General features: G+C 62.2%; 21 protein-coding genes. 12 read left to right on the forward strand and 9 right to left on the reverse strand.

Annotation, left to right across the window (positions count from 1 at the left end; genetic code table 11):
* Positions 1–407 precede the first annotated feature (407 nt).
* Both ACX93L_RS20670 and ACX93L_RS20675 read left to right on the forward strand, forming a co-directional pair.
* Entirely contained in the window at positions 408–1,412 is a 1,005-nt protein-coding gene (locus tag ACX93L_RS20670) for a fibrinogen-binding protein (protein WP_459406594.1), read from the forward strand.
* A gap of 147 nt (positions 1,413–1,559) precedes the next feature.
* Positions 1,560–3,602 carry a hypothetical protein gene (locus tag ACX93L_RS20675; RefSeq protein WP_459406595.1) on the forward strand — a complete coding sequence of 681 codons (2,043 nt, stop codon included), beginning with the start codon at positions 1,560–1,562 and terminating at the stop codon, positions 3,600–3,602.
* On the opposite strand, the gene ACX93L_RS20680 is transcribed toward ACX93L_RS20675, so the two are convergent.
* Positions 3,580–4,065, reverse strand: a complete 486-nt coding sequence (locus tag ACX93L_RS20680) for a hypothetical protein (protein ID WP_459406688.1) — start codon at positions 4,063–4,065, stop codon at positions 3,580–3,582. The genes ACX93L_RS20675 and ACX93L_RS20680 overlap by 23 nt on opposite strands.
* Here ACX93L_RS20680 and ACX93L_RS20685 point away from each other — a divergent pair.
* From ACX93L_RS20685 to ACX93L_RS20705, 5 genes are all read left to right on the forward strand, one after another.
* Positions 3,980–6,190 (forward strand): type I secretion system permease/ATPase, encoded by a 2,211-nt coding sequence (locus ACX93L_RS20685; RefSeq protein WP_459406683.1) that lies wholly within the window; start codon positions 3,980–3,982, stop codon positions 6,188–6,190. The two genes, ACX93L_RS20680 and ACX93L_RS20685, sit on opposite strands and share 86 nt — an antisense overlap.
* Before the next feature lie 4 nt (positions 6,191–6,194).
* Entirely contained in the window at positions 6,195–7,544 is a 1,350-nt protein-coding gene (locus ACX93L_RS20690; RefSeq protein ID WP_459406596.1) for an HlyD family type I secretion periplasmic adaptor subunit, read from the forward strand.
* A 34-nt stretch (positions 7,545–7,578) separates the two neighbouring features.
* Positions 7,579–8,070 (forward strand): hypothetical protein, encoded by a 492-nt coding sequence (locus ACX93L_RS20695; protein WP_459406597.1) that lies wholly within the window; start codon positions 7,579–7,581, stop codon positions 8,068–8,070.
* A 137-nt stretch (positions 8,071–8,207) separates the two neighbouring features.
* Entirely contained in the window at positions 8,208–9,839 is a 1,632-nt protein-coding gene (locus tag ACX93L_RS20700) for a GNAT family N-acetyltransferase (protein WP_459406598.1), read from the forward strand.
* Positions 9,840–9,908: 69 nt separating this feature from the next.
* Positions 9,909–10,136, forward strand: a complete 228-nt coding sequence (locus ACX93L_RS20705) for a hypothetical protein (protein ID WP_459406599.1) — start codon at positions 9,909–9,911, stop codon at positions 10,134–10,136.
* Between the two features lie 3 nt (positions 10,137–10,139).
* On the opposite strand, the gene ACX93L_RS20710 is transcribed toward ACX93L_RS20705, so the two are convergent.
* A complete protein-coding gene (locus ACX93L_RS20710) occupies positions 10,140–10,946 on the reverse strand; it encodes a helix-turn-helix transcriptional regulator (RefSeq protein WP_459406684.1) in 807 nt (268 codons plus the stop codon).
* A gap of 188 nt (positions 10,947–11,134) precedes the next feature.
* Between ACX93L_RS20710 and ACX93L_RS20715 the strand changes: the two genes are divergently transcribed.
* The 5 genes from ACX93L_RS20715 to ACX93L_RS20735 all read left to right on the forward strand — a co-directional run bounded on the left by ACX93L_RS20715 (position 11,135) and on the right by ACX93L_RS20735 (position 16,067).
* The gene (locus tag ACX93L_RS20715) at positions 11,135–12,223 is read left to right on the forward strand and encodes an ABC transporter ATP-binding protein (RefSeq protein ID WP_459406600.1); all 1,089 of its coding nucleotides are present in this window, start codon (positions 11,135–11,137) and stop codon (positions 12,221–12,223) included.
* 42 nt (positions 12,224–12,265) lie between these two features.
* Positions 12,266–13,426, forward strand: coding sequence for a polyamine ABC transporter substrate-binding protein (locus tag ACX93L_RS20720; protein ID WP_459406601.1), 1,161 nt, complete (start codon positions 12,266–12,268; stop codon positions 13,424–13,426).
* A gap of 185 nt (positions 13,427–13,611) precedes the next feature.
* Complete coding sequence (locus ACX93L_RS20725) at positions 13,612–14,478, forward strand: ABC transporter permease (RefSeq protein WP_459406602.1); 867 nt, start codon at positions 13,612–13,614, stop codon at positions 14,476–14,478.
* A complete protein-coding gene (locus ACX93L_RS20730) occupies positions 14,478–15,302 on the forward strand; it encodes an ABC transporter permease (RefSeq protein ID WP_169595311.1) in 825 nt (274 codons plus the stop codon). The genes ACX93L_RS20725 and ACX93L_RS20730 overlap by 1 nt, the downstream gene beginning before the upstream one ends.
* 3 nt (positions 15,303–15,305) lie before the next feature.
* Positions 15,306–16,067, forward strand: coding sequence for an SDR family NAD(P)-dependent oxidoreductase (locus ACX93L_RS20735; RefSeq protein ID WP_459406603.1), 762 nt, complete (start codon positions 15,306–15,308; stop codon positions 16,065–16,067).
* Between the two features lie 55 nt (positions 16,068–16,122).
* Here ACX93L_RS20735 and purU read toward each other — a convergent pair whose 3' ends face one another.
* From purU to ACX93L_RS20770, 7 genes are all read right to left on the reverse strand, one after another.
* Positions 16,123–17,004 (reverse strand): formyltetrahydrofolate deformylase, encoded by an 882-nt coding sequence (gene purU / locus ACX93L_RS20740; protein ID WP_459406604.1) that lies wholly within the window; start codon positions 17,002–17,004, stop codon positions 16,123–16,125.
* Positions 17,005–17,092: 88 nt separating this feature from the next.
* A complete protein-coding gene (gene glnT, locus ACX93L_RS20745) occupies positions 17,093–18,400 on the reverse strand; it encodes a type III glutamate--ammonia ligase (RefSeq protein WP_459406605.1) in 1,308 nt (435 codons plus the stop codon).
* Positions 18,401–18,482: 82 nt separating this feature from the next.
* Complete coding sequence (locus tag ACX93L_RS20750; RefSeq protein WP_459406606.1) at positions 18,483–19,811, reverse strand: FMN-binding glutamate synthase family protein; 1,329 nt, start codon at positions 19,809–19,811, stop codon at positions 18,483–18,485.
* Between the two features lie 14 nt (positions 19,812–19,825).
* Entirely contained in the window at positions 19,826–20,512 is a 687-nt protein-coding gene (locus tag ACX93L_RS20755) for a GltB/FmdC/FwdC-like GXGXG domain-containing protein (RefSeq protein ID WP_459406607.1), read from the reverse strand.
* 34 nt (positions 20,513–20,546) lie between these two features.
* Complete coding sequence (locus ACX93L_RS20760; RefSeq protein ID WP_459406608.1) at positions 20,547–21,452, reverse strand: class II glutamine amidotransferase; 906 nt, start codon at positions 21,450–21,452, stop codon at positions 20,547–20,549.
* A gap of 92 nt (positions 21,453–21,544) precedes the next feature.
* Entirely contained in the window at positions 21,545–22,201 is a 657-nt protein-coding gene (locus tag ACX93L_RS20765) for a helix-turn-helix domain-containing protein (protein ID WP_459406609.1), read from the reverse strand.
* A gap of 49 nt (positions 22,202–22,250) precedes the next feature.
* The gene (locus tag ACX93L_RS20770) at positions 22,251–23,210 is read right to left on the reverse strand and encodes a GlxA family transcriptional regulator (RefSeq protein WP_459406610.1); all 960 of its coding nucleotides are present in this window, start codon (positions 23,208–23,210) and stop codon (positions 22,251–22,253) included.
* Positions 23,211–23,291: the final 81 nt, after the last annotated feature.

Here is a 23,291-nt window from a genome sequence, read left to right on the forward strand (position 1 = left end):
CTTTGCCGTCGTCCCTATCGCCCCTCGCCGATGCCGGCAAACCCCGCCGCCATTGGTGCTAATCCCAATTCGTGGCTGGAAACCTCGTTTTTTTTGGTATTGAGTGGCGTCATCACGATTGGGAAAATGCGCTCTGAAAGACGCGGGCTCCTTCGGAGTAAGAAAAAGAATACAATCGCGATCAACAAGACAAGAAGAAAAGAAACTAAACCGGGGCGATCTCTCGCCGACGGAACGGGAAAACGCATCCTTAAGGGAGGATCGTCCCGAATTACATCAGTTGCAGCAGATGAACGGGTGTGGAGTGCATCTGCTATGTTCAACAGTACGGAGCAAGCGCGAGTTAGATCCCATTTGAGATGAGAGGGATTTCGAAAGCTGCTCCGCTTTTTTTTGGAGGAATGGAAATGCCTCAATTCTACGATCCGAACGGTGATACCGAGATCACCACGGTCGGCGCACTCGCTGACGGCTTTGCCAATAGCGCGATCAACTCGACGGAAATCGAGGACGATTCAACCGGCTATGTCGGCGGCCTCGCCAATGGCGACAATCGCGACAACACGGACCAAAGCACGGATGTGGACATCGACACCGACGTGAAGGTCGACGTTGACGCCAACAACGGCAACAACCGCGACAACGAGTATGACTGGAGCTACGACAGCAAGTCCTATTCGAACACGGAAACCGAGACCGACATCAAGACAGTGACGGACACCGACACGAAGTCGGTGTCGACGTCCGACAGCTTCAACTACAACGACAACGACTGGAGTCAGGACAACAGTCAGGACAACGACTGGAGCTATGACAGCAAGTCCTACTCCAATACCGAAACCGAAACCGACATCAAGACGATCACCGAGACGGAAACCGACATCAAGACGGTGACGACGACCGACAGCTTCAATTCTTCCGACGACGACTTCGGCACGATCAACGATGTCCACGACTTCGCCAATCTCGGCGTTGCCGGCGGCGATCTCACCTTCGACATCGGGGACGACTTCTCCTTCAGCCTGGATGTCGACAACATCCTCAACAACTCCCTCAACGGAGCCGGAAACAGCGCCGGGTTCAGCGCGGTTCAGGCGAACCATCTGGCCGACCAGGACACAGCCTGGGAAGTCCGCATGGAGAACGGTGGCGCGCAGAACCATCTGAATGCCACCGGCGGGAGTGCCAACAGCGATGAGGGCATGGACCTCGATGGCAAGGGCTGGGACCTCCGGTCCGGCGACGACGTCGCTGGCGCAAGCACGGCCGATGCCTCGGCGATCCTGGCCAATTCTGGCTTCCACTTCGAATTCGTCCAGGGCGCGAACCTGTTGAGCAACACGATCGACAGCAGCGTCATCGGCGGCAATTCGCATGTTACCGACGTCGGCGAGGATTCCACGGGCACCTGACCAGGCCTTCCCCCAAGGCAAGAAGAACTGCACCGGCCGAGAGGGTCGGTGCAGTTCAATGGTTTGAGGCTGTAGGAGCGGAAAAGACGATGCACCGGTTGGTTTCAACAGGGCGACATCGCGGTCCGCTCGGACAGGGAGGCGGACATGCACACCGAGAAGACGTCGGAAATCATCGCACACTTCATCGGCCACTTTGACGCGATCATCGACGAAGTGCGAATGCGCATCGGCTACACCCAGGGCGAAGTGGCAACCGAGGCCGCAGAACCGTTGCCGGATCTGCAGGCACTGGATCCGGATTTTGCCTCTCAGCTGCTGCTCAGGGATTTCGGCCCCGGCGTTGCCTACAGGGGCGGTCCGTTCGAGCTTGAGGGCCAGATCGGGACGGAGCCGCCCACAGGACCGTCGTTTCAAGAGATCCTTGATGATCCGTCCGACATCGCGTCCGCCGGGACGCGGTTCCCCCATTTCGGCTGGGGCGCATCCGTACCGGTCGAAGAAGAACTCGAGGTTTACACCGGACCGGGCTCGACCATCTCGCACATGTCCCAGTTCAACCTGTTGCAGGACGACGACTATCTCAACATGACAGGCGAGGAGCATGCGAAGCTGGATACCAGCTTCGTCGTGGAGCGGCTCGCCGAATATGCGACCAAGGCTGCGGTTTTCACCCCCTTCGCCGCACTCGATCGCACCGACGTCTATGGAGACCTCGTCAAGATCGCGGATGATATTCACGCGTTCAAGGAAGGTCTGGTCAGCGATGAAACAACCGCGCTCGGCACGGATGCGGACGTCCACTTCGTTCTCGCAGGAAACCGGATCGACGGCACCTATGTCGACGGCGAACTGATCGACGAGGCGCCTGTTCTCGAGGACCGACTGCCCGACCGCGGCATAGCCAAGCCTCCGGAAGATATTGACGAAGAAAGCACGGAGACCTCGATCGAGCAGACCGCCGGGCCCCAAAACATCCTCGAAGTCGGCGCCGGCGCCAATGTCGTCGCCAACATAGCGGCCGTGACGAATACAGGGGTGATCGCTCCGACAATGAGCGTGATGGGCGACTATCACCAGGTCGACATGATCACCCAAGCCTACATCTACAGCGACAACGACACCAATGGCCTCGCGCCCGCGGCGCCATGGGGCGACTGCGACGGCGCACAGCAATCCTCGACCGTCGCGATGAACATCGCTCTTTTCGAGCGCCACACCTATGGCGACCCCGGTTCGGAGCCAGAGACGCCTGCAGAAGGTGAGCCGACCTTCCCGTCGGACTGGCGCGTCAGTGTTATCGAGGGCGATGTCTGCTTCGTCCAATGGATCGAGCAGTACAATTTCATCAGCGACAACGACCAGATGATCGTCACGACCACCGGCAGCGAAACCTCGGTCCTGCTCGGTGGCAACGTGGCACTGAACATTACGGCCTATCTCGGCATCAGCATGCAGTATGACCTCGTCATCGTCGGCGGCGACATGCTCGACATGAACATCATCAGCCAACTCGCGGTGCTCTACGACAATGACTGGATCATCGGCGCTGATGGCTGCCCCGACGGCATCGTGACCCAGACGGGCAACAACCTTCTGTGGAACCAGGCTTCGATCCAGAATGTCGGCGACGACGACCGTTTCGAAACCATGCCGGACTACATGAACCAAACGGTGCAGGGCATCCAGGACGGCAATCCGGACATGCCGCAGGATCTCGCCACCGACGTCAACTTCAGCGGCTACGAGTGGCTGAATGTTCTCTACATCACGGGCAACCTCTACGATGTCACCTACATCAAGCAGGTGAGCGTACTCGGCGATGCGGACCACGTCACCCAGGTCGCTACCGAACTCCTCGCCAATAACGAGGATGCGCAGGTGACGATCGACACCGGCAGCAATGCGGTCGTGAACATCGCTGAGATCATCGACTATGACAGTTTTGGCGACACGACCTATATCGCGGGGCATGTCTATTCCGACGCGATCCTGATCCAGGGCGGCATCATCGAGGACGATGCGACCCAGCCGCAGCCCGTGAATAACCAACTGGCCAACGAGGTTATCGCATTTCTCGACGATGATCCGTCGACCAATGACACGGATGACGCGGTCATCAATGCGGGCAACGACTTGTCCTGGTCGAACGCCTGCCCGTCAGACGTCATGCAATCCGTAATCGCCTGAGTGGATGGAGGAACCAGCCCATGAACCAGGTGGCAAAAAGCGGATTGATCGGAAGCGCGGCACTCCGGCTGAAACTGGACACGCGTGCCCCTGACGCCGAGAGGAAGGACGACGCTGCACTCACCGAAGCCTGCATGGCGGCGATCGACACGGCCGTGGAAAACATCAAACGGGCCGCCGGTCCCGGGCCACTCTCGACGCTCGGCCAGCCCCAGACGACACGACAGCCGATCGTCGAGGAACCGAGAGAACCAAGGATGGATGCCTTGGAGGCTTGGGCAAGAGCGATCCGCGATGCTGCAAGCGCGTCGCGCAGCCGGCCTGAAGTGGAGCCGCTCAGCAAGGCGCGCGTGACCAGTCCGCTGCCGGACGCAAGGATGACGCCGCCGGCACCGAAGCCAATCGTCCCGAGACCGGCACGCCCGGCCCCAGAGCAGGTAGCGACGGCCAGCCCTTTGAGCATTCGCGTACCTGTTCAGCCCCCGGCAACGTCACCACCGCAGCAACGGGCCGAGGCGAGGCAGCCGATCGAGGCGAAGCAACCGGAGCCGCCGCGTGAAACGGTCCGGCCCGCACAGCACGTCGAAGCAAGAACCGAACGTCCGGTCACCCAGCCAAATCGGAGAACAGAAGGTCCGGCACATTCACCGGGACCGGGACCGGGACCCGCACCAGGCCCGGCACCGCAACGCCAACCACCCGTCCCCGCACCGGACAAACCCTTTGCCCGCACCATCGACAACGATAGCGGGCCAATCAAGCAGAACGACCGCCGCCCGACGAGTGGCGGAGGCGGGAACGGAAACGAGAAGGATTCCAATGGGGGTGGCGGTGGTGGTGGCGGCGGACACAGCGGGTTCCACAAGCGAAGCGGGCCAGTCAATTTTGCGGCCAGCCTCGCAAAGGGGATAGCTGCGGTCCGCCGCAACATGGCGATCGTCATGGTATTCACCATTGCCATCAACATCCTGCTGCTGGCGATCCCTCTCTACCTGTTTCAGATATCCGACCGCGTGCTGACCAGCCGCTCGATGGATACCCTGATCATGCTGACCATAGCCGTGGTCGGTGCGGTTGGCCTGCAGGCCTTCCTGGATTCCATCCGGCGCTTCATCCTGATGCGCACGGCCGTCGAACTGGAGGTGCAACTGGGTGCTCCGATCCTCAGTGCCGCCGCCCGCGCATCGCTTCACGGCAGCGGCAAGGACTATCAAACCCTGCAGGATCTGCAGCAGCTCCGCTCCTTCCTGACCTCCGGCACACTGATCGCCTTCCTCGACGCGCCGCTGATGCCGCTCTTCGTACTGGTTGTCTATCTGGTGCATCCGCATCTCGGGCTGATCATCATGGCCTGCTGCGCGGTGCTGTTCGTCATCGCGTTCCTCAACCAGCGCTTCACCGCGCGTCATTTTGCCGAGGCAAACGGTTACCTGAGCCGGGCCAATTTCCACCTCGATTCTATGTCGCGCAATTCGCAGATCATCAACGCGATGGCGATGATCCCGGAAGCCGTGCGCATGTGGGGTCACGAGACAGCAGGCTCTCTCAAGGCCAATGTGGCGGCGCAGGATCGCAACATCATGTTTGCCGGACTCTCCAAGGCCTGCCGCATGATGACCCAGATCGCCCTGCTCGGCTGGGGTGCGCACCTGTCGCTCTCAGGCCACCTTACGGGTGGAATGGTGATCGCTGCCTCGATTATCTCGGGTCGTGCGCTTGCCCCCATCGAGGGAGCTATCGAGGGATGGCACCAGTTCAACAAGTCCGCCGCCTCCTATGGCCGCATCAAGCAGCTGCTGGTCAGCTCGCCGCTCAACTTCCCCCGCCTGCGCCTTCCCAACCCGGAAGGACGCCTCGATGTCGAGCGCATCCTTTTCGTGCCCCCGCCGCAGAAGAAGGTCATCCTGAACGGCATCTCCTTCTCGCTGAAGAAGGGTGAATCTCTGGCGATCATCGGCAATTCGGGTTCGGGCAAGACGACGCTCGGCAAGATGCTGGTCGGTTCGATCCTGCCGACCTCGGGCAATGTCAGGCTCGACCTGATGGACTTGAGGAACTGGGACCAGCGCCAGTTCGGCGAGAGCATCGGTTACCTGCCGCAGGACGTGCAGCTCTTTCCCGGCACGATCAAGGCGAACATCAGCCGAATGCGCGACGACGTCGAGGACCGGCAGATCTTCGAGGCCGCCGTGCTCGCCGATGTGCACGAACTGATCGCCTCCTTCCCGCAGGGCTACGAGACGGTCGTGGCCGCCGACGGGGCGCCGCTTTCGGGCGGCCAGAAACAGCGCATCGCCCTGGCACGCGCCTTCTTCGGCAATCCCAAGTTCGTCGTGCTCGACGAGCCGAATTCCAATCTCGACACGCAGGGCGAAGCGGCGCTGGCACGCGCGCTCCTGCACGCCAAGAAGCAGGGCATCACAACGGTGACGATCACCCAGCGACCGGCCCTGCTCCAGGCTGTCGACAAGATCCTCGTGCTGAAGGACGGGTCGGTGGCGATGTTCGGCGAACGCGCAGAGGTCCTCAAGGCGCTGGCCAAGAATCCCGGCCGCGACGACGAACCGCGACAGATCGACAACAGGTGAAGCCATGGCACGTGCAATCCAGACGAAAATCGAGCCAGGGCCGCCGGAATGGTACGCCGACGTTCCGCGGTCGATCCGCACCCATACGATGGTCGGACTCGCCGTGCTGATCAGTACGTTCGGCGGCTTCGGTTTCTGGGCGGCCACCGCACCGCTCGCCTCGGCGATCATCGCCCAGGGCAGCTTCGTCGCAACCGGCAACAACAAGATCATCCAGCACCTGGAAGGCGGGATCATCAAGGAAATGCTGGTCAATGAAGGTGAGATGGTGAAGGAAGGCGACGTATTGCTGAAGCTCGATCCGACGGCCGCATTGGCCAATGAGCGAGCAATGAACCTCAAGCGGCTTCGCCTCGAGGCGGTGATCGCCCGCCTGCGCGCGGAAGCTCAGGGCGACAAGGATCTGACGATCCCGGAGATCGTCATGAAGCAGGCCAGCGACCCGGACGTCAATGCGATTATCCAAAGCCAGAACGTCATCTTTCGCAGCAAGCAGATCAAACTGTCCGAACAGCTGAATCTTATCGAAAAGAACATCCGATCGCTCGAATACCGTTTCAATGGTTACGGCGGCCAGAAGAAATCCTTCGAACGGCAGATGGCCCTGTTGACGGAGGAGCGCGATTCCAAGGCAAGGCTCGTCAAGGTCGGCTATCTCAGCAAGACGGATCTCATGGCCATCGAACGCGCGATCGCCGATGCGATGGGCGATATCGCGCGCCTTGAGGGCGAGATGAATGAAAGCGATGCACAGATCGCCAAGTACCGCCAGGAAGCCGTCATCGCGATCAACTCCAGCAAGCAGGCAGCCCTCGATGCTCTGGAAACCGCGGAATCGGATCTCGACAGCGTCCGCGAACAGATGAACGAGGCCTCCGGCGTCCTCGAACGCACTGTGATCCGTTCGCCGGTCACCGGAACGGTGGTCCGCTCCTATTACCATACCTCGGGCGGCGTCATCACCACCGGCAAGCCGATCATGGAGATCCTCCCCGCCGGCGTGCCGCTGATCATCGAGGCTCAGGTGTTGCGCACGTCCATCGACCAGTTGCACGAAGGCCAGACCGCCTCCATCCGGCTCTCCTCACTCAACCGCCGGACCACGCCGGTACTGAGCGGCAAGGTCTTTTACGTGTCGGCGGACTCGATCGATGAAGGCACGATGAGTGCTCCGAAGGACGTCTACATCGTCCGCGTCGAACTCTCGGATCAGGAAATCACGCGCTTGCACGGCTTCCATCCGGTGCCGGGCATGCCGGCCGACGTGCTGATCCAGACGTCGGAGAGGACCTTCTTCGACTACCTGTCCAAGCCGATCAGTGACAGCATGTCACGAGCCTTCAAGGAGCAATGACACGATGGTCGGATACCGCTAGGAGGTGCAGCAAATGGGAAACATGTCGGACGTCCTGCTCAGGGTTGGCAGGTTGAACTATGTCTGGACCAACACCGAAAGCCTGCTGATCTACGTCATTGCCCACCTTCTGGCCGTCGACAAGGAGACGGCGATCATCGTCTTCCTGACCCTCAACACGACACGGGCGCGCATCGATCTCGTCGAGCGGCTGGCCAAACGCCGCTCCACCAATCCAACCGAACGGGCAGCGATCCTCGCCGACATGGCGCGGCTGAAGAAGGAAGCGAAAGTCCGCAACAAGTACAATCACAGCATCTACTCGTTCGATGAACGCGGCGACATCTCGAGCACGCAACTGATGCGGCTTGTCGAGACAGACAAGGAGATCCGCTACGGCAAGGTCGAACAGATGGATGAGAAGGAAATGCAGCAGCTGGAGCGCGCCATCGCGGAGATCACCGACATCAGCAAGTCGCTGTGGCGCTTCATCCATGCGAGCACGCATCTGGAAAGCGAGATCTAGAAAGCGAGACCAACGGTAGCCTAGCCCGAATTGGCGGGACGCTTTCGCCCGAACGGAGCATGTTTCGCATCGGAGGTTTCGACCTAACATGGATCTTTCGAACCCGCGCCGAGACGCCGGGAAAATGGGGGCAGACAATGCGGATAGAGGTCATAGAGACGCACGACGCCTTTGCGGCCGTTCGCCCGCATTGGGACGATGTCTTCATGGCCGATCCGCATGCCCAGCACTTCCTGTCCTGGATCTGGCTGAACCGCTATCTCGGCCATCGCCGGCGGTGGTTCATCCTCGCCCTGCGGGACGGTGGACCCGACGGACGCTATCTCGCCTTCTTCCCCTTGCGTCTCCAGACCCGGCAGAACGCCGACGGCGTATTCGTCGACGAGATCATCATGGCCGGAAATTTCACTGCCGATTACACCGGCTTCATCGCCCGGCCGGAACATGAAAACCATGCGATCGCCGGCTTCACCACCTATCTGAAGCGCCAGAACTGGATGCAGATCAAGTTCGATTACATCAACGGCCCGCCCGAACGGCGCGAGGCCCTGATCCGCGGCCTGCAAGGTCCGGAGGTGATGTTTCGCAACACCGTGCCGCGCAACGAGCAGAACATCGACAACACGATCTGCCCGAGGATCGCTCTCCCCGATGACTGGGACACCTATCTCGAACAGCACATGAGCGGCCAGACGCGGCAGAAGTTGCGGCGCTTCCTGCGCACGGTCGAAGGCGGCGACGAGTATCGCATCACGATGGCGACGAAGGACACGATCACGCTTCACCTCGATATTCTCTTCGATTTCTGGCGAACACGCTGGACACCCGTCAAGGGGGAGGAAAAGACCGAAAAGCTGATCCGGTCGTCGCGCGAAATGCTGGAGGACTGCTTTGCCGATGGCAATCTCGACGTGCCGGTTCTCTGGCACGAAGAACGACCGCTCGGAGCGCTGGCCAACATCATCGACCGGCAGAAGAAGGCCGTGCTGTTCTACATCACCGGCCGTGACGAGACCTGGAAAACGCCGTCGCCGGGACTGGTGCTGCACGGCTACAGCATCCGCAGGGCCATCGCGGAAGGCTTGCGGACCTACGACTTCCTCCGTGGCAATGAGCCCTACAAGTACATGTTCGGCGTCGAGGATCGTCAGATCAGCTGCACGCTTTTCCGTACCAGAAGCGGGCTCAACCTCGGCAACAAGCTCAATCCCCGCAGCGTCCGCTTCGTCTACGAGAAGGCGATCGACCTCTACCATGCCGGCAAGAAGGCAGACGCGGAAGCGGCCTTCCGGCAGATCCTCGACGTCATGCCGGATCATCGTGGCGCGGAATTCTGGCTGGCCAACATTCTCTTTGAAAAGGGCCGGCTGGTCGAAGCGGAAGCGAGCTATCGTGCCCTCCTGCTGCGGCTCCGCGACCCTGTGGCGGTGATGCTGCGTCTCGCCGACGTACACCTTGCACGGCATCACTTCAGGGAAGCGGCCGACCTGCTTTCCGATATCTGCCGCCGAGCGCCGCTCAAGACCGAGGCCCGCTACAAGTGGGGCGTGGCGCTGCTCGCCGACAGGCAGGTTCGTGAGGCAGCCCGTGTTTTGGCCGAAGCCTGTCGCAACCACGTTCCGGGCGACGACGCAACCGACGCACTCTACGCCGGGAAGGCGCGCGATGCGCTGGCGCGGGTCGCCTACGCCCTCGAACCGGCCCCGGATCCTGCCTTCTATCCTGCCCGGTTTGCGGCAGGTGACCGACCACCGCCGATGCTGCATTGAGCGTTGCGTAAATTCTGTTGGCGTAGCTCCGTTTTATTCCGTCTTGCCCAACCGTCAGAGGCTACCCCGATGGCTCTCATTTTGTCGCCACAGGTCTCCCGTTTCCATGCGGATCGTTTCGAGGAATGCCAGCGCGCACTCGAACCTGCGGTGCGCGAACTCATGCTGACCGCGGAAGCGGCCGGGTGGATGCCGGAGGAAATATCCGCTGCAATTGCGGCGATCGCCGATTTCCAGATGCTGACGCTCGAGGCCGGCGACGTGATCGCACAGTTGCGCCGGCACCTCGCCGACTGAAACTCAGCCGAGGCTCTTCAGATAAATCGACAGAAGTTGCGTCTGGGACGAAATGCCGAGCTTGCGGTAGACATTGCGGCGATGGACCTTCACCGTCCCGGTCGAGATCCCCAACCTCAGCCCGATTGACTCCGACGAGTGCCCCTGAAGCACCAGTTCCACGATTGCCGCCTCGCGATCGGTCAGGTTGAGATCGCGCCAGACCCGCTCGGTCTCCGGATGGGCGGCCTTGCGTCCGCCCTTGCCGCGCCGGGTGATCGCATTGTCGAACCGTCGGCCGAGGTCGCTCCAGGCATGACGGACAAGTGCCACGACGACAGGCTCCGCTTTCCTGAGCAGGGCGAATTCGGCCGCCGAAAATACCCCCGACTGCTCCCGACGCATCAGCGAGAGCACCACCGTGATGCCGTTCTCCAGCGCCACGAAGAAACCGATCTCCTCGGCCAGCCCGGTCTGGGTATAGTAGCTTCGGAAATATTCGCTGGAGAAGAAGCGGTCCGGCGCCAGTTCCCGCATTCTCCACACCCCGGGCTTCGGCTCCTGCGCGGCACTGTAGAAAGGGTCGAGCAGATAGGGGCCGGCCTGGTACATGCTGACGAACACCACGTGTTCCTCAGCAGTGAAGGTGCTGTAGAGATCGAGCGGGCGTTCCTGGCCACGATAGGCGAAGACGACGATATAGTCGAAGCGGAGCAGGCTCTTCATCAGGGCATGGAAGGCGGGCCCGGCTTCGTCCTCGCCGGGAGCATCCTGCCCCACGAGTTGCCCCATGACGTTGAACAAGGCTTCGAGTTCCATGCAGACACCCATCCACGTGCGGAAGAGAGCGCGATCCGCTCCCGGGGTATACACCCTCCACATCGCGGAACGGCTTGGAATACCTCTCTCGGGGTATATACCGCAAACGACCGGCTTGAATAGGTTTGAACCAGACGGTGTGGAGCCGGGTAATCGCGAGACGGCCCGGCATTCAGAATAACGACCGCGGGGAATATGACGTGACAGCGCCTTCGACGAACGACATCGAATTCCGTTCGGTCGCCAAACGCTATGGCAGCGTGACGGCCGTATCGGACATCAATCTGGCAGTGCCCAAGGGCGCCTTCGTGGCCCTGCTCGGGCCGTCAGGGGGTGGCAAGACCACGTGCCTGCGCATGATCGGCGGCTTCGAACAGCCGAGCGAGGGCACGGTGCTGATCAACGGCCGCGAGATGAACGGCGTGCCCCCCTATCGCCGTCCCGTCAACATGGTGTTCCAGCATTACGCGCTGTTCCCGCACTTCAACGTCGAGCAGAACGTCGCCTACGGCCTCAGGCAGATGCGCCCGAAGCTCGAAGCCTCGGAGATTGCGCGTCGGGCGAAAGAAGCGCTCGAGATGGTGCGCCTCGGCGGCTTCGAAAAGCGTCGTGTGCACGAGATGTCGGGTGGCCAGCAGCAGCGCGTCGCGCTCGCCCGCGCCATCGTCAACAAGCCCTCCGTCCTTCTGCTCGATGAACCGCTCGCAGCCCTCGACAAGAAGCTGCGCACCGCTATGCAATTCGAGCTGCAGACCCTCCAGCGCGAACTCGGTATCACGTTCGTTCTCGTCACGCACGACCAGGAAGAGGCGCTTTCGATGAGCGACCTGGTCTGCGTGATGAATGCCGGGCGCATCGTCCAGATGGCGCGCCCCCAGGAGATCTACGACCATCCGGCAGACCTTTTCGTCGCTGACTTCGTCGGCAAGACCAATCGTCTATCGGCAACGCTGGAAGCCGACGGCACGACGCTGAGGCTCGCCGACGGTACGGCACTCGCCCGCACCGGAAGTCCTGCCGAACGGCCAGGGTCAGTCACCGTTGCGCTACGCCCGGAAGCCATCGAACTCGTGCGCCAGCCATCCGGCGGCAACGGCCAGATCGCCGGCACGGTAACCCACCGCATCTTCCTCGGCTCGACCGCCGAATACCAGATCAAGGTCGATGGCCTCGGTGATTTCCTCGTCACGGCCGATCATCGCAGCATGCAGGAAAGCGATCTCGTCGAGCCGGGCGAACGGGTCGTTCTCAAATTCGATCCCGGCAAAATGCATGTTTTTCCGGCCTGAGGAACGGCCGACCCCGTCAAGACAACAAAAGGGAACAGCGTCATGACAAAGTGGTACAGAGAAAATGCCCCGATCACTGCCGAACAGCTCAGCGACGAGTGGATGCGCCTGAAGCGCGGTTCCGTTTCCCGTCGCCACTTCCTCGGCGTCACCGGCCTCGGGCTTGCCGCGGCGGTGCTCGGCCGCCAGCCCGGCGCGTTCAACGCCAACGCCTATGCCGGTGACCTGGGCACGACCATGTCACTCGCCACCTGGCCGAACTATCACGACCCGGCAACCTTCGAAGCCTTCACTGCCGCGACCGGCGTCGCCGTCGAGGTCAATGTCTTCGGCTCCAACGAAGAGATGCTCGCCAAGCTGCAGGCCGGCGGCACCGGCTGGGACCTGTTCGTCCCGACCAACTACACCATCTCGACCTATGTGAAGCTCGGCCTGATCGACCCTCTCGACATGTCGAAGCTGCCGGCCTTCTCTCAAGCCAGCCAGTCCTCCCGCTTTACCTCGGAAGGCGCCATCGACGGGGTAACCTACGCCCTGCCGAAGAACTGGGGCACGACTGGCATGGCGGTCAACACCTCGAAGATCAAGTCGAAGATCACCTCATGGAAGGACTTCTTCGAAGTGGCGATGACGGAAGCCGACGGCCGCGCCATGGTGCACGACTACCAGCTCACCACCATCGGCAGCGCGCTTGTCTCGCTCGGCTACTCGTTCAACTCGATCAAGCCCGAGGAACTCGCCAAGGCCGAAGAACTGCTGATCAAGGTCAAGCCGCATCTCTACGGCATCAACAGCGACTACCAGCCGGGCATGCGCGGCACCGACGCCTGGATGACCATGTGCTGGACCAATGACGGCGCGCAGCTCAACCGCGACATGCCCGAGATCGCCTACATCCTCGGTTCCGATGGCGGCGAGATCTGGACGGACTTCTACGCGATCCCGAAGAGCGCCGCCAACAAGCCGGCCGGCTATGCCCTGCTCAACTACCTGATGACGCCGGAGAACGCGGTGAAGGAACACCTCGCCAACGGCGCCCCGACGACCGACAGCCGCGTGCTGGCCCTGCTGCCGGCCGACGTAACGTCGAACAAGATTGTCTATCCGGACGAAGCCTCGCTCACCCCGCTGGAATTCGGCGCCGCCGTGACGCTGACCGATCCGGCCCGTGCGGAACTGATGGCCCGCTTCAAGGCGGCTTGACGGTCCAGCCGGATCAGGCGGCTCATGCCCCTCATCCGGCCTGCCGGCCACCTTCTTCCCTCCAGCGGAGAGAAGGAAGTCTGTCGCCACGTCTCCATCCCCTCTCCCCGCATGCGGGGAGAGGGCCAGGGTGAGGGGCAATCCTTCCTCCACGCCCAACGATTTCACGCAACCAGGACCACCGCATGGCCTTTGCTACGGACACACGAAAGAGACTGGTCACCGCCGCGCTCGTTGCGCCTGCGGCGATGTGGCTCCTTGTCTTCCTCGTCCTGCCCTTCATGGCGATCGTGGTTTTCTCGGTCGGCGAGCGGGCGCCCGAGGGGGGCTATCAGGCGGCCTTCACCTTCGCCCAGTTCGCCAATCTCGCCTCGCGCGCCGCAGCCTTCCGCAACACCATGCTGATCGCGCCGCTCGGCGCGTTCCTCTGCCTGCTCGTCGCCTATCCGGTCGCCTATTACCTCGCCATCAAGGCCAGTCCCCAGTATCGGCTGGTGCTGGTTTCGCTGGTCGTAGTACCCTTCTGGACCAGCCTCCTGGTGCGCACCTATGCCTGGATGTACATCCTCGGATCGCGCGGGCTGCCGAACCTCTTGTCGATGATCGGCATCGAGGACGTCCGGCTGCTCAACACCCCCGGCGCCGTCCTGCTCGGCATCGTCTACGGCTACCTGCCGCTGATGATCATGCCCATCTATGTGAGCCTCGAAAAGCTCGACCGCAGACTGCTCGAGGCCTCCGCCGACCTCGGCGCGAAGCCGGTCTCCACCTTTTTCGGCATCACCCTGCCGCTCTCGCTTCCGGGTGTCATGACCGGCGTCGCCCTCGTCACGATCCTGCTGCTGGGCGAGTATCTGATCCCGCAGCTGCTCGGCGGCGGCAAGGTGTTCTTCATCGGCAACGCGCTGGTCGATCTCTTCCTTCAGTCGCGCAACTGGCCCTTTGGCTCGGCCATCGCCGTCACGCTGGTGGTGGTCGTCGTGATCGTCCTGACGGTCGCCATGCGCATCGCATGGAAGATCTCCGGCTCCAAACAGGTGGATCTCGTCTGATGCGCGCGCTTGTCACCTTCGTCTACCTCTTCCTCTATGCGCCGATCGCACTGGTCGTGCTGTTCTCCTTCAACGCCGGACGCAATGCTTCGGAGTTCACCGGCTTCTCGACCCAGTGGTATGGCAAAGCGCTATCCAACACCTTCCTGATCACCGCGCTCGAAAACAGCCTGCTGATCGCCTTCACCAGCGCCGCCCTCGCCGCCGTTTTCGGCACCATGGCAGCGCTTGGCATGGAGCGGCTCTCGCCGCGCGGGCGGGCCATCTTCGATGCGCTGTTTGCGGCAGCGATCGTGGTACCGGGCGTGGTCATCGGGATTGCGACCCTCGTCGCACTTGTCGAGGTGTTCTCCTTCATGAACCCGGCCCTTGCCGCGATCTGGCCCGGCGAAAAACCCCCGCAACTCGGTCTCGGCTATGGCTCGATCATCGCGGCGCACGGCCTGTTTTCGTTGGCGCTGGTGACGATGATCGTCAAGGCGCGGATCGCAAGCCTCGGCCGCGATATCGTCGAGGCGTCCAGCGACCTCTACGCCACCCCGCTCACCACCTTTCGCGAGATCGTCCTGCCGCAGATCATGCCATCGATCCTGGCCGGTTTCCTGCTCGCTTTCACCTTCTCCTTCGACGATTTCATCGTCGCCTTTTTCGTCGCCGGTTCCAAGACGACCCTTCCGATCTACGTGTTCGCCTCGATCCGTCGCGGCGTGACGCCCGAAATCAACGCGATCGCCACGCTGGTGCTGGTCGCCTCGCTGTTCCTGATCCTGATCGCCCGCACGCTGATGCGGGAAAAGAAAACAAAATCGCATGCCGGGGAGTAAACCATGATCCTGAAAGACCGGATTGCCATCGTCACCGGCGCCGGCTCGGGCATCGGCCAGGCGGGCGCCGCCATCATCGCCCGCGAAGGCGCCCATGTCGTCGTCGTCGACCGCAATGGCGAAGCTGCCGAGACGGCGGCATCCGAAATCCGGGCGAACGGCGGCAAGGCCGACGCGCTCGCGCTGGACGTGACCGACGATACGGCCCTCACCAACGGCATCAATGCCGTGATGTCCCGCCACGGGCGAATCGACATCCTGCACAACCACGCCGGAGCCCAGGTTGCCGGCAACCTCGAACAGGTCGAGGTCGAGGGCTTCGACAGGTCCTGGAGCCTCAACGTGCGCGCCCATTTCATGGCGGCCCGCCTCGTGATGCCGATCATGAAGAAGCAGGGCGACGGCGTGATCCTCAACACCGCATCCTCCTCCGGCGTGCTCTACGACCGCGAGATGATCGCCTATACGACGACAAAACACGCGGTGATCGCCATGACCCGCCAGATGGCGGGCGACTATGCCCGGTTCGGCATCCGGGTCAACGCGCTCTGCCCCGGCTGGGTGGACACACCCTTCAACGCCCCCTTCATCGAACAGATGGGCGGCAGGAGCGAGATCGAGGCCTATGTGCGCGAGAAGGTGCCGATGGGCCGCTGGGCCAGCGTCGAGGAGATCGCCGAATCCATCCTGTTCCTCGTATCGCCGCGCTCCTCCTACATGACCGGCCAGATCCTTGTGGTCGACGGCGGCGAGACCGTCGTCTGACAGGCCGGCAACGAAACGCTGCCACCCCGTCGGTTGACGCGGACGATGTGCTTCCTCAGCCCATGCGCTCGGAAGCGTAGGAACCGGGGCTTGCCGGGAAGACGACGGTCCGGTTGCCGTTGATGAAGGTCCGGCGGTGGATATGCGCGTGGATCGCCCGGGCGAGCACTTGCGCCTCGACGTCGCGGCCGATCGAGACATAGTCGTCCGCCGACTGGGCATGCGTGATGCGGGCGACGTCCTGCTCGATGATCGGACCCTCGTCGAGATCGGCGGTCACATAGTGCGCAGTGGCACCGATCAGCTTCACCCCCCGCTCATACGCCTGCTTGTAGGGGTTCGCCCCCTTGAAGGACGGCAGGAACGAGTGGTGGATGTTGATGATCCGGCCCGACATCTCGCGGCAAAGCTCGTCCGACAGAACCTGCATGTAGCGCGCCAGCACGACGAGTTCGGCGCCCGACTCCCGGACGATCTGTAAGAGCCGGGCTTCCGCCTCGGGCTTGTTCTGCTTGGTGACGGGAACGTGGAAGAAGGGAATGTCGTGGTTCACCACGACCTTTTGGTAGTCGAGATGGTTCGACACCACCGCGACGATGTCGATCGGCAGCGCACCGATCCGCCAGCGGTAGAGAATATCGTTCAGGCAGTGCCCAAAGCGAGACACCATCAGTACCACCTTCATGCGGGCATCGGCGTCATGGATGTCGAAATCCATATCGAAGCGCTCGGCAACCGGCCGGAACCCCTCCGTGAGCATCGCCAGATTCTTGCCCTCCTCGGAGAGGAAGGAGACGCGCATGAAGAACTTGTCGCTTTCGAGATCGTCGAACTGGGAACTGTCGATCATGTAGCAACCCGCGTCGGCGAGATAGCCTGAGATCGCGGCAACGATGCCCCGCGTGGTCGGACAGGCGACGGTCAAGACGAACTTCATGGACATGTTCCTTCGGGTCTAAGAAGAGAAAGAAGGTCCCGGATTGCTCCGGGACCCAAAGTGCCCTCGAGAGAGGCTGGGGAAACGGTCAGATGTCAAGCGTGGTCTGGTGTTCCCAGGCCGTGAACTGCGAGCAGTAGGTGTTCCATTCGCCGTGCTTGAGCTTGAGATAGGCGGCCGAGAACTCGGTGCCGAGGGCACCCTGCAGCCCCTCGTCCTCCTCATAGGCGCGCAGCGCGTCGAGCAGGTTGAGCGGCAGCTTCGGCGCGTCCTTGACCAGATGACCGTCGCGATACATGTCGATGTCGTAGTGCACGCCTGGATCGGCATTGGTCTTCAGGCCGCTGAGGCCGGCGGCGATGATGATCGCCTGCAGGAGATAGGGGTTCACCGCACCGTCGGGCAGACGCAGTTCGAAACGGCCGGGGCCGGGAACACGCACCATGTGGGTGCGGTTGTTGCCGGTCCAGGTCACCGTGTTCGGTGCCCAGGTCGCACCGGAGATCGTCCGCGGAGCGTTGATGCGCTTGTAGGAATTGACGGTCGGGTTGGTGACCGCGGCCAGAGCCGAGGCATGCTTCATAATGCCGCCAAGGAAGGCCTTGCCCTTGGCCGAGAGTCCGAACGGCATCGCCTTGTCGGCAAAGGCATTGGTCTTGCCGTCGATGTCCCAGACCGAGATGTGGGCATGGCAACCGTTGCCGGTCAGGCCCTTGAACGGCTTCGGCATGAAGGTAGCCCGCAGGCCATGCTTCTCGGCGACGGACTTCACCATGAACTTGAAGAAGGAGTGCTTGTCGGCGGTCTTCAGCGCGTCGTCATACTCCCAGTTCATCTCGAACTGGCCGTTCGCATCCTCGTGGTCGTTCTGGTACGGCTTCCAGCCGAGCTCCAGCATGTAGTCGCAGATCTCGGCGATCACGTCATAGCGGCGCATCAGCGCTTGCTGGTCGTAGCAGGGCTTTTCGGCGCTATCGAATTCGTCGGAGATCTTCTCGCCGTCGGCGGAAATCAGAAAGAATTCCGGCTCGACGCCGGTCTTGACGCGAAGGCCCATTTCCGCGGCTTCCGCGACCAGCTTCTTCAGCACGACGCGCGGGGCCTGCTCGACCGGCTTGTCATCCATGACGCAATCGGCAGCGACCCACGCGACATCCTTCTTCCACGGGAGCTGGATAACGGAGGACGGGTCCGGAACGGCAAAGAGGTCGGGATGGGCGGGTGTCAGGTCGAGCCAGGTGGCGAAACCGGCAAAACCGGCCCCGTCCTTCTGCATGTCGGCGATCGCTTCAGCCGGCACGAGCTTGGCGCGCTGGGCGCCGAAGAGGTCGGTGTAGCTGATCATGAAATATTTGATGCCGCGCTCGGCGGCGAATTGCGAAAGATCCTGTGTCACGTCGTTCCCCTGTATTTTTTGGATTGAGACACATGTTGAAGAAAAATGGCCGCCCCCTGGGAGGGAGGGGCGGCCATCGGTGTTAGAAACTTCCCTTGCCGGGGTACCAGCTGGTGCCGGCGAGCGGCACCTGGGCCATGGCCGCGGCTTCCATGGTGAGCGCGCAGAGATCCTCCGGCTCCAGATTGTGAAGCTTGTTCTTGCCGCAGGCGCGCGCGATCGTCTGCGCCTCGAGCGTCATCACCTTGAGGTAGTTGGCGAGGCGGCGGCCGGCGAGCTCGGGATCGAGACGCTTTGCAAGCTCCGGATCCTGGGTCGTGATGCCGGCCGGGTCCTTGCCCTCGTGCCAGTCGTCATAGGCACCGGCGGTCGAGCCGAGCTTCCGGTACTCGTCTTCCCAGTGCGGATCATTGTCGCCGATGGCGACCAGCGCGGCGGTGCCGATCGACACCACGTCCGCACCCAGCGCCAGTGCCTTGGCGACGTCGGCACCGGACCGGATGCCGCCGGAGACGATGAGCTGGACCTTGCGGTGCATGCCGAGATCCTGGAGCGCCTGGACGGCCGGCCGGATGCAGGCAAGCGTCGGCATGCCGACATTCTCGATGAACACGTCCTGGGTCGCGGCCGTGCCCCCCTGCATGCCGTCGAGCACGACGACGTCTGCGCCGGCCTTCACCGCGAGAGCCGTGTCATAATAGGGACGCGCGCCGCCGACCTTCACATAGATCGGCTTTTCCCAGTCGGTGATCTCGCGCAGTTCGAGGATCTTGATCTCGAGGTCGTCTGGACCGGTCCAGTCCGGATGACGGCAGGCCGAGCGCTGGTCGATGCCCTTCGGGAGGTTGCGCATCTGCGCGACGCGGTCCGAGATCTTCTGGCCGAGCAGCATGCCGCCGCCGCCGGGCTTGGCGCCCTGGCCGACCACGACCTCGATCGCATCGGCGCGCCGAAGATCCTTCGGGTTCATGCCGTAGCGCGACGGCAGGTACTGGTAGACCAGCTTTTCCGAATGGCCGCGCTCTTCGTTGGTCATGCCGCCGTCGCCGGTGGTCGTCGACGTGCCGGCAAGCGTGGCGCCGCGGCCGAGCGCTTCCTTGGCATTGCCGGAAAGCGCGCCGAAGCTCATGCCGGCAATCGTGATCGGGATCTTCAGCTCGATCGGCATCTTCGCAAAGCGCGTGCCGAGCACGACGGAGGTGTCGCACTTCTCGCGATAGCCTTCGAGCGGATAGCGCGAGATCGATGCGCCGAGGAACAGGAGATCGTCGAAATGCGGAACCTTGCGCTTCGTGCCACCGCCGCGGATGTCATAGATACCGGTGGCGGCCGCGCGGCGGATCTCGGCGAGCGTATAGTCGTCGAAGGTGGCGGACTTGCGCGGCGGGGTGTTCGGGTTGTGATAGCTCATCTCGGGATCCCCGCTCAGTAGGCTTCGGCGTTATCGATGTTGAAGTTGTAGAGCTTGCGGGCAGAGCCGTAGCGCTTGAACTCCTCGGGCTTGACGTCCTTGACGCCGGCTTTTTCCAGAAGCTCGGCGAGCTTCTCGAGATGTTCCGGCCGCATGTCCTTCTGGATGCAGTCTGCGCCCAGGCTCTTGACCGAACCGCGTACGAAAAGCTTCGCCTCGTAGAGGCTGTCGCCGAGCGCTTCGCCCGCATCGCCGAGCACGACGAGATGGCCGGACTGCCCCATGAAGGCGGACATGTGGCCGATCGAACCGTGCACCACGATGTCGATCCCCTTCATCGAGATGCCGCAGCGCGAGGCGGCATTGCCCTTGATGACGAGGAGACCGCCCTGTCCGGTGGCGCCCGCATACTGGCTGGCGTCGCCTTCGATGACCACGGTGCCCGACATCATGTTTTCGGCGACCCCCGGGCCGGCCGAGCCATGAACAGTGATCGTGCCGCCGTCGTTCATGCCGGCGCAGTAGTAGCCGACCGAGCCGCAAACCTCGACGGTCACCGGGCTATCGACACCGACGGCGACGGCATGGCTGCCGCGCGGATTGACGATTTCGAAGGCGGTGTCGTTGGCACCGCTGCCGAGATTGTGAAGGGCGCTGTTGAGTTCGCGCAGCGGAGTTTGGGAAAGATCAAATACAGGCATGGAAATCAGACTTTCTTCGTGAAGGACGGACGCCTCAGGCGGCCTTCTCGTGATCCCAGAAGTAGACGGTGGCGGGCTCTGGCTCCCATACGCGGGCATTCTCGATGCCCGGCAGGTTGACCAGCGCGCGATATTCGGAGCCGAAAGCGACATACCGATCAGTCTCGGCCATGACCGCCGGTTTGCAGGCGATCGGATCGCGCACCACGCCAAACCCGGACTTGGTGCCGACGACGAAGGTGAAGAAACCGTCGAGGTCGTCGAGCGCACCGGTGAGCGCCTGCCCGAGATCCTTGCCCTTGGCCATTTCGGCCGTGAGGTAGGCGGCAGCGACTTCAGAGTCGTTCTGCGTCTCGAAGGTCATGCCTTCGCGAATCAGCTCGCGGCGCAGGTTGTTGTGGTTCGACAGCGAACCGTTATGCACGAGGCACTGGTCGGCGCCAGTGGAAAACGGATGAGCACCGAGCGTCGTGACCGCGCTTTCGGTTGCCATGCGGGTGTGACCGATGCCGTGGCTTCCGCCCATGGCGCGCACGTCGAAACGGGCGACCACGTCCTTCGGCAGACCGATCTCCTTGAAGATTTCGACGCTTTCGCCCGAACCCATGACGCGGATGTTCGGGCGGATCTCTGCGAGCACGTCGCGGATCCCGGCGAGCTTCGCGGCGTCGATCTCGATCACCGCATGCGTGCTCTTGACCTGGACCGAGGCCGAAATGCCGGCCTGCTTCAGCGCGGTTTCGAGGCCGGCGAAATCCCCTTCGGGGTCCGCGGACTGAACCGTCACCTTCGCCTTGCCGGCGGCCGCACCGCCGTAGATGGCGATGCCCGCGGAATCCGGACCGCGGTCGGTCATGGTAATCAACATGTCCGAGAGCAGCGCTCCGAGCTGAGGCTCCAGACTCTTGTCCTTCAGGAACAATCCAACAATGCCGCACATGGCTGCCATCTCCATTTCTCGATGAAGACAGGGGTACCAGCAGCCTTAGCGAAAATCAATCTGTAAGAATAAATTTTTCCTACCAGGCAATTTCATTGTTGCGAATAGGAGATGATCGACAGGTAGCGCGCCGGCAGTTTCACCAGCTCCTCAGGCCCGTGCGGTGCATCGGCATCGAAGAACAGGCTGTCTCCCGGCTGCATCCGGTAAAGGCTCTCGCCGTGGCGATAGACCACCTCGCCTTCGAGCATGTAGAGGAACTCCATCCCCTCGTGCTGGAAGGTCGGAAAGATGTCGGATTCCGCATTGAGCGTGATGAGATAAGGCTCGACCGCGACACCGGAGGTGTTGTTCTCGATATGCCCGAGCAGGCTGTAGTGGTGACCGGCCCGCGTCCCGCGCCGCTCGATGTTGACCCCTTCGCCCGCCTTGACGAAACTTGCGCTGCGCGGCTCCTCGTAGCCGCGGAAAAAGGCCGTGATCGGCACGCTCAACGCCTTGGAAAGCGCCTGGAGCGTGCTGAGCGAGGACGAGATGTTACCGTTCTCGATCTTCGACAGCATTCCGACCGACATCCCGGTGGCGGCGGCGAGATCGGCGACTGTCAACCCGAGTTTCTTGCGATAGGTCCGGACCTCGTGTCCGATCGCCATCTCCAGATTGTTGGCCCGCGGTTCGCGGACTGCATGCGGATCCTGAGCCAGAATCGCCTTTGCCGCCTTCGTCGATTTGTTGCTGTCCGCCGTCATCCGTCCCTCGCTCCTCGTGCGGGGCCATGCCCTGCCCGCTTCTTCCGAACTACGATCTAGCGGATTTCGGCCGAATGCCAAAACGCTGTTTGTAGGCCCGCGAGAAATGAGATGCGCTCGAAAAACCCGTGGCGAAGGCGACCTCGGAAATCGCGAGCGGGCTTTGTTCGAGCAGTTTACGGGCATGGACAAGCCGGACGTCACGATAGGTTTCGAGGAAACCCTGAGCCATCTGCTCGGCAAACAGCCGGTCGAGATGGCGCGGACTGATGCCTGCCAGACGGGCCATGTCCTGGCGGCTCAAGGGATGCTCGATCGTCGTCTCCATCGTTTCGAGGATGGTGACGAGCGCCGGATGATGGGTGCCGAAGCGCTCGACCGACGACCCGCGCTGCGGGCCGCCGGGCTCGGCGATCGCCGTGTGCAGATACCAGTCGCTCACCCGCCGCGCGAAGGCCGATCCCATGCGCTCGGAAATCAGCGCATGCATCATGTCGAGCGGCGCCACGCCACCGCCGCAGGTGATGCGATCGCCGTCCAGCACATAGCGGGCCTGGCGGGGAGCAAGGTGAGGAAAGGCTTCGGCAAGTGCCGGCGCATGTTCCCAGTGGATGGTGAAATCGCGCCCGTCAAGCAGGCCGGCGGCAGCAAGCAGGAACGAACCGCTCGAAATGCCGCCGATGCGTACGCCCTGCCGCGCCAGACGACGCAGGGTCGGAAAGATCGCGGACGCCGACCGCCAGTCCGAAGGATTGCCGCCCGCCACGACGAAGATCGTGTGGCAACGCGCGCCTTCTTCCGCGAGGCCACCACACGGAATGGCAAGGCCGGAGGAACTGACCACGTCCGAGCCGTCGCACGACAGGGGCTTCACGGAGAAGAGCTTGGTTTGCGCGATCAGGTTGGCGGCGCGCAGGGGCTCGGTAGCGGACGCATAGGACATCAGCGCGAAATTGGGCACGAGGACGAAGCCATAGCCATGTGTCGACGACGAGAGGTTTTCCGACATGGCCCGAACTTATCTCTATTCGTCCCATTTATGCAATTCTCTTCGCATGTTCCACCGTACCGTTAGGATCTCCTCAAATCA

The sequence above is a fragment of the Rhizobium sp. CAU 1783 genome, from assembly GCF_054551725.1.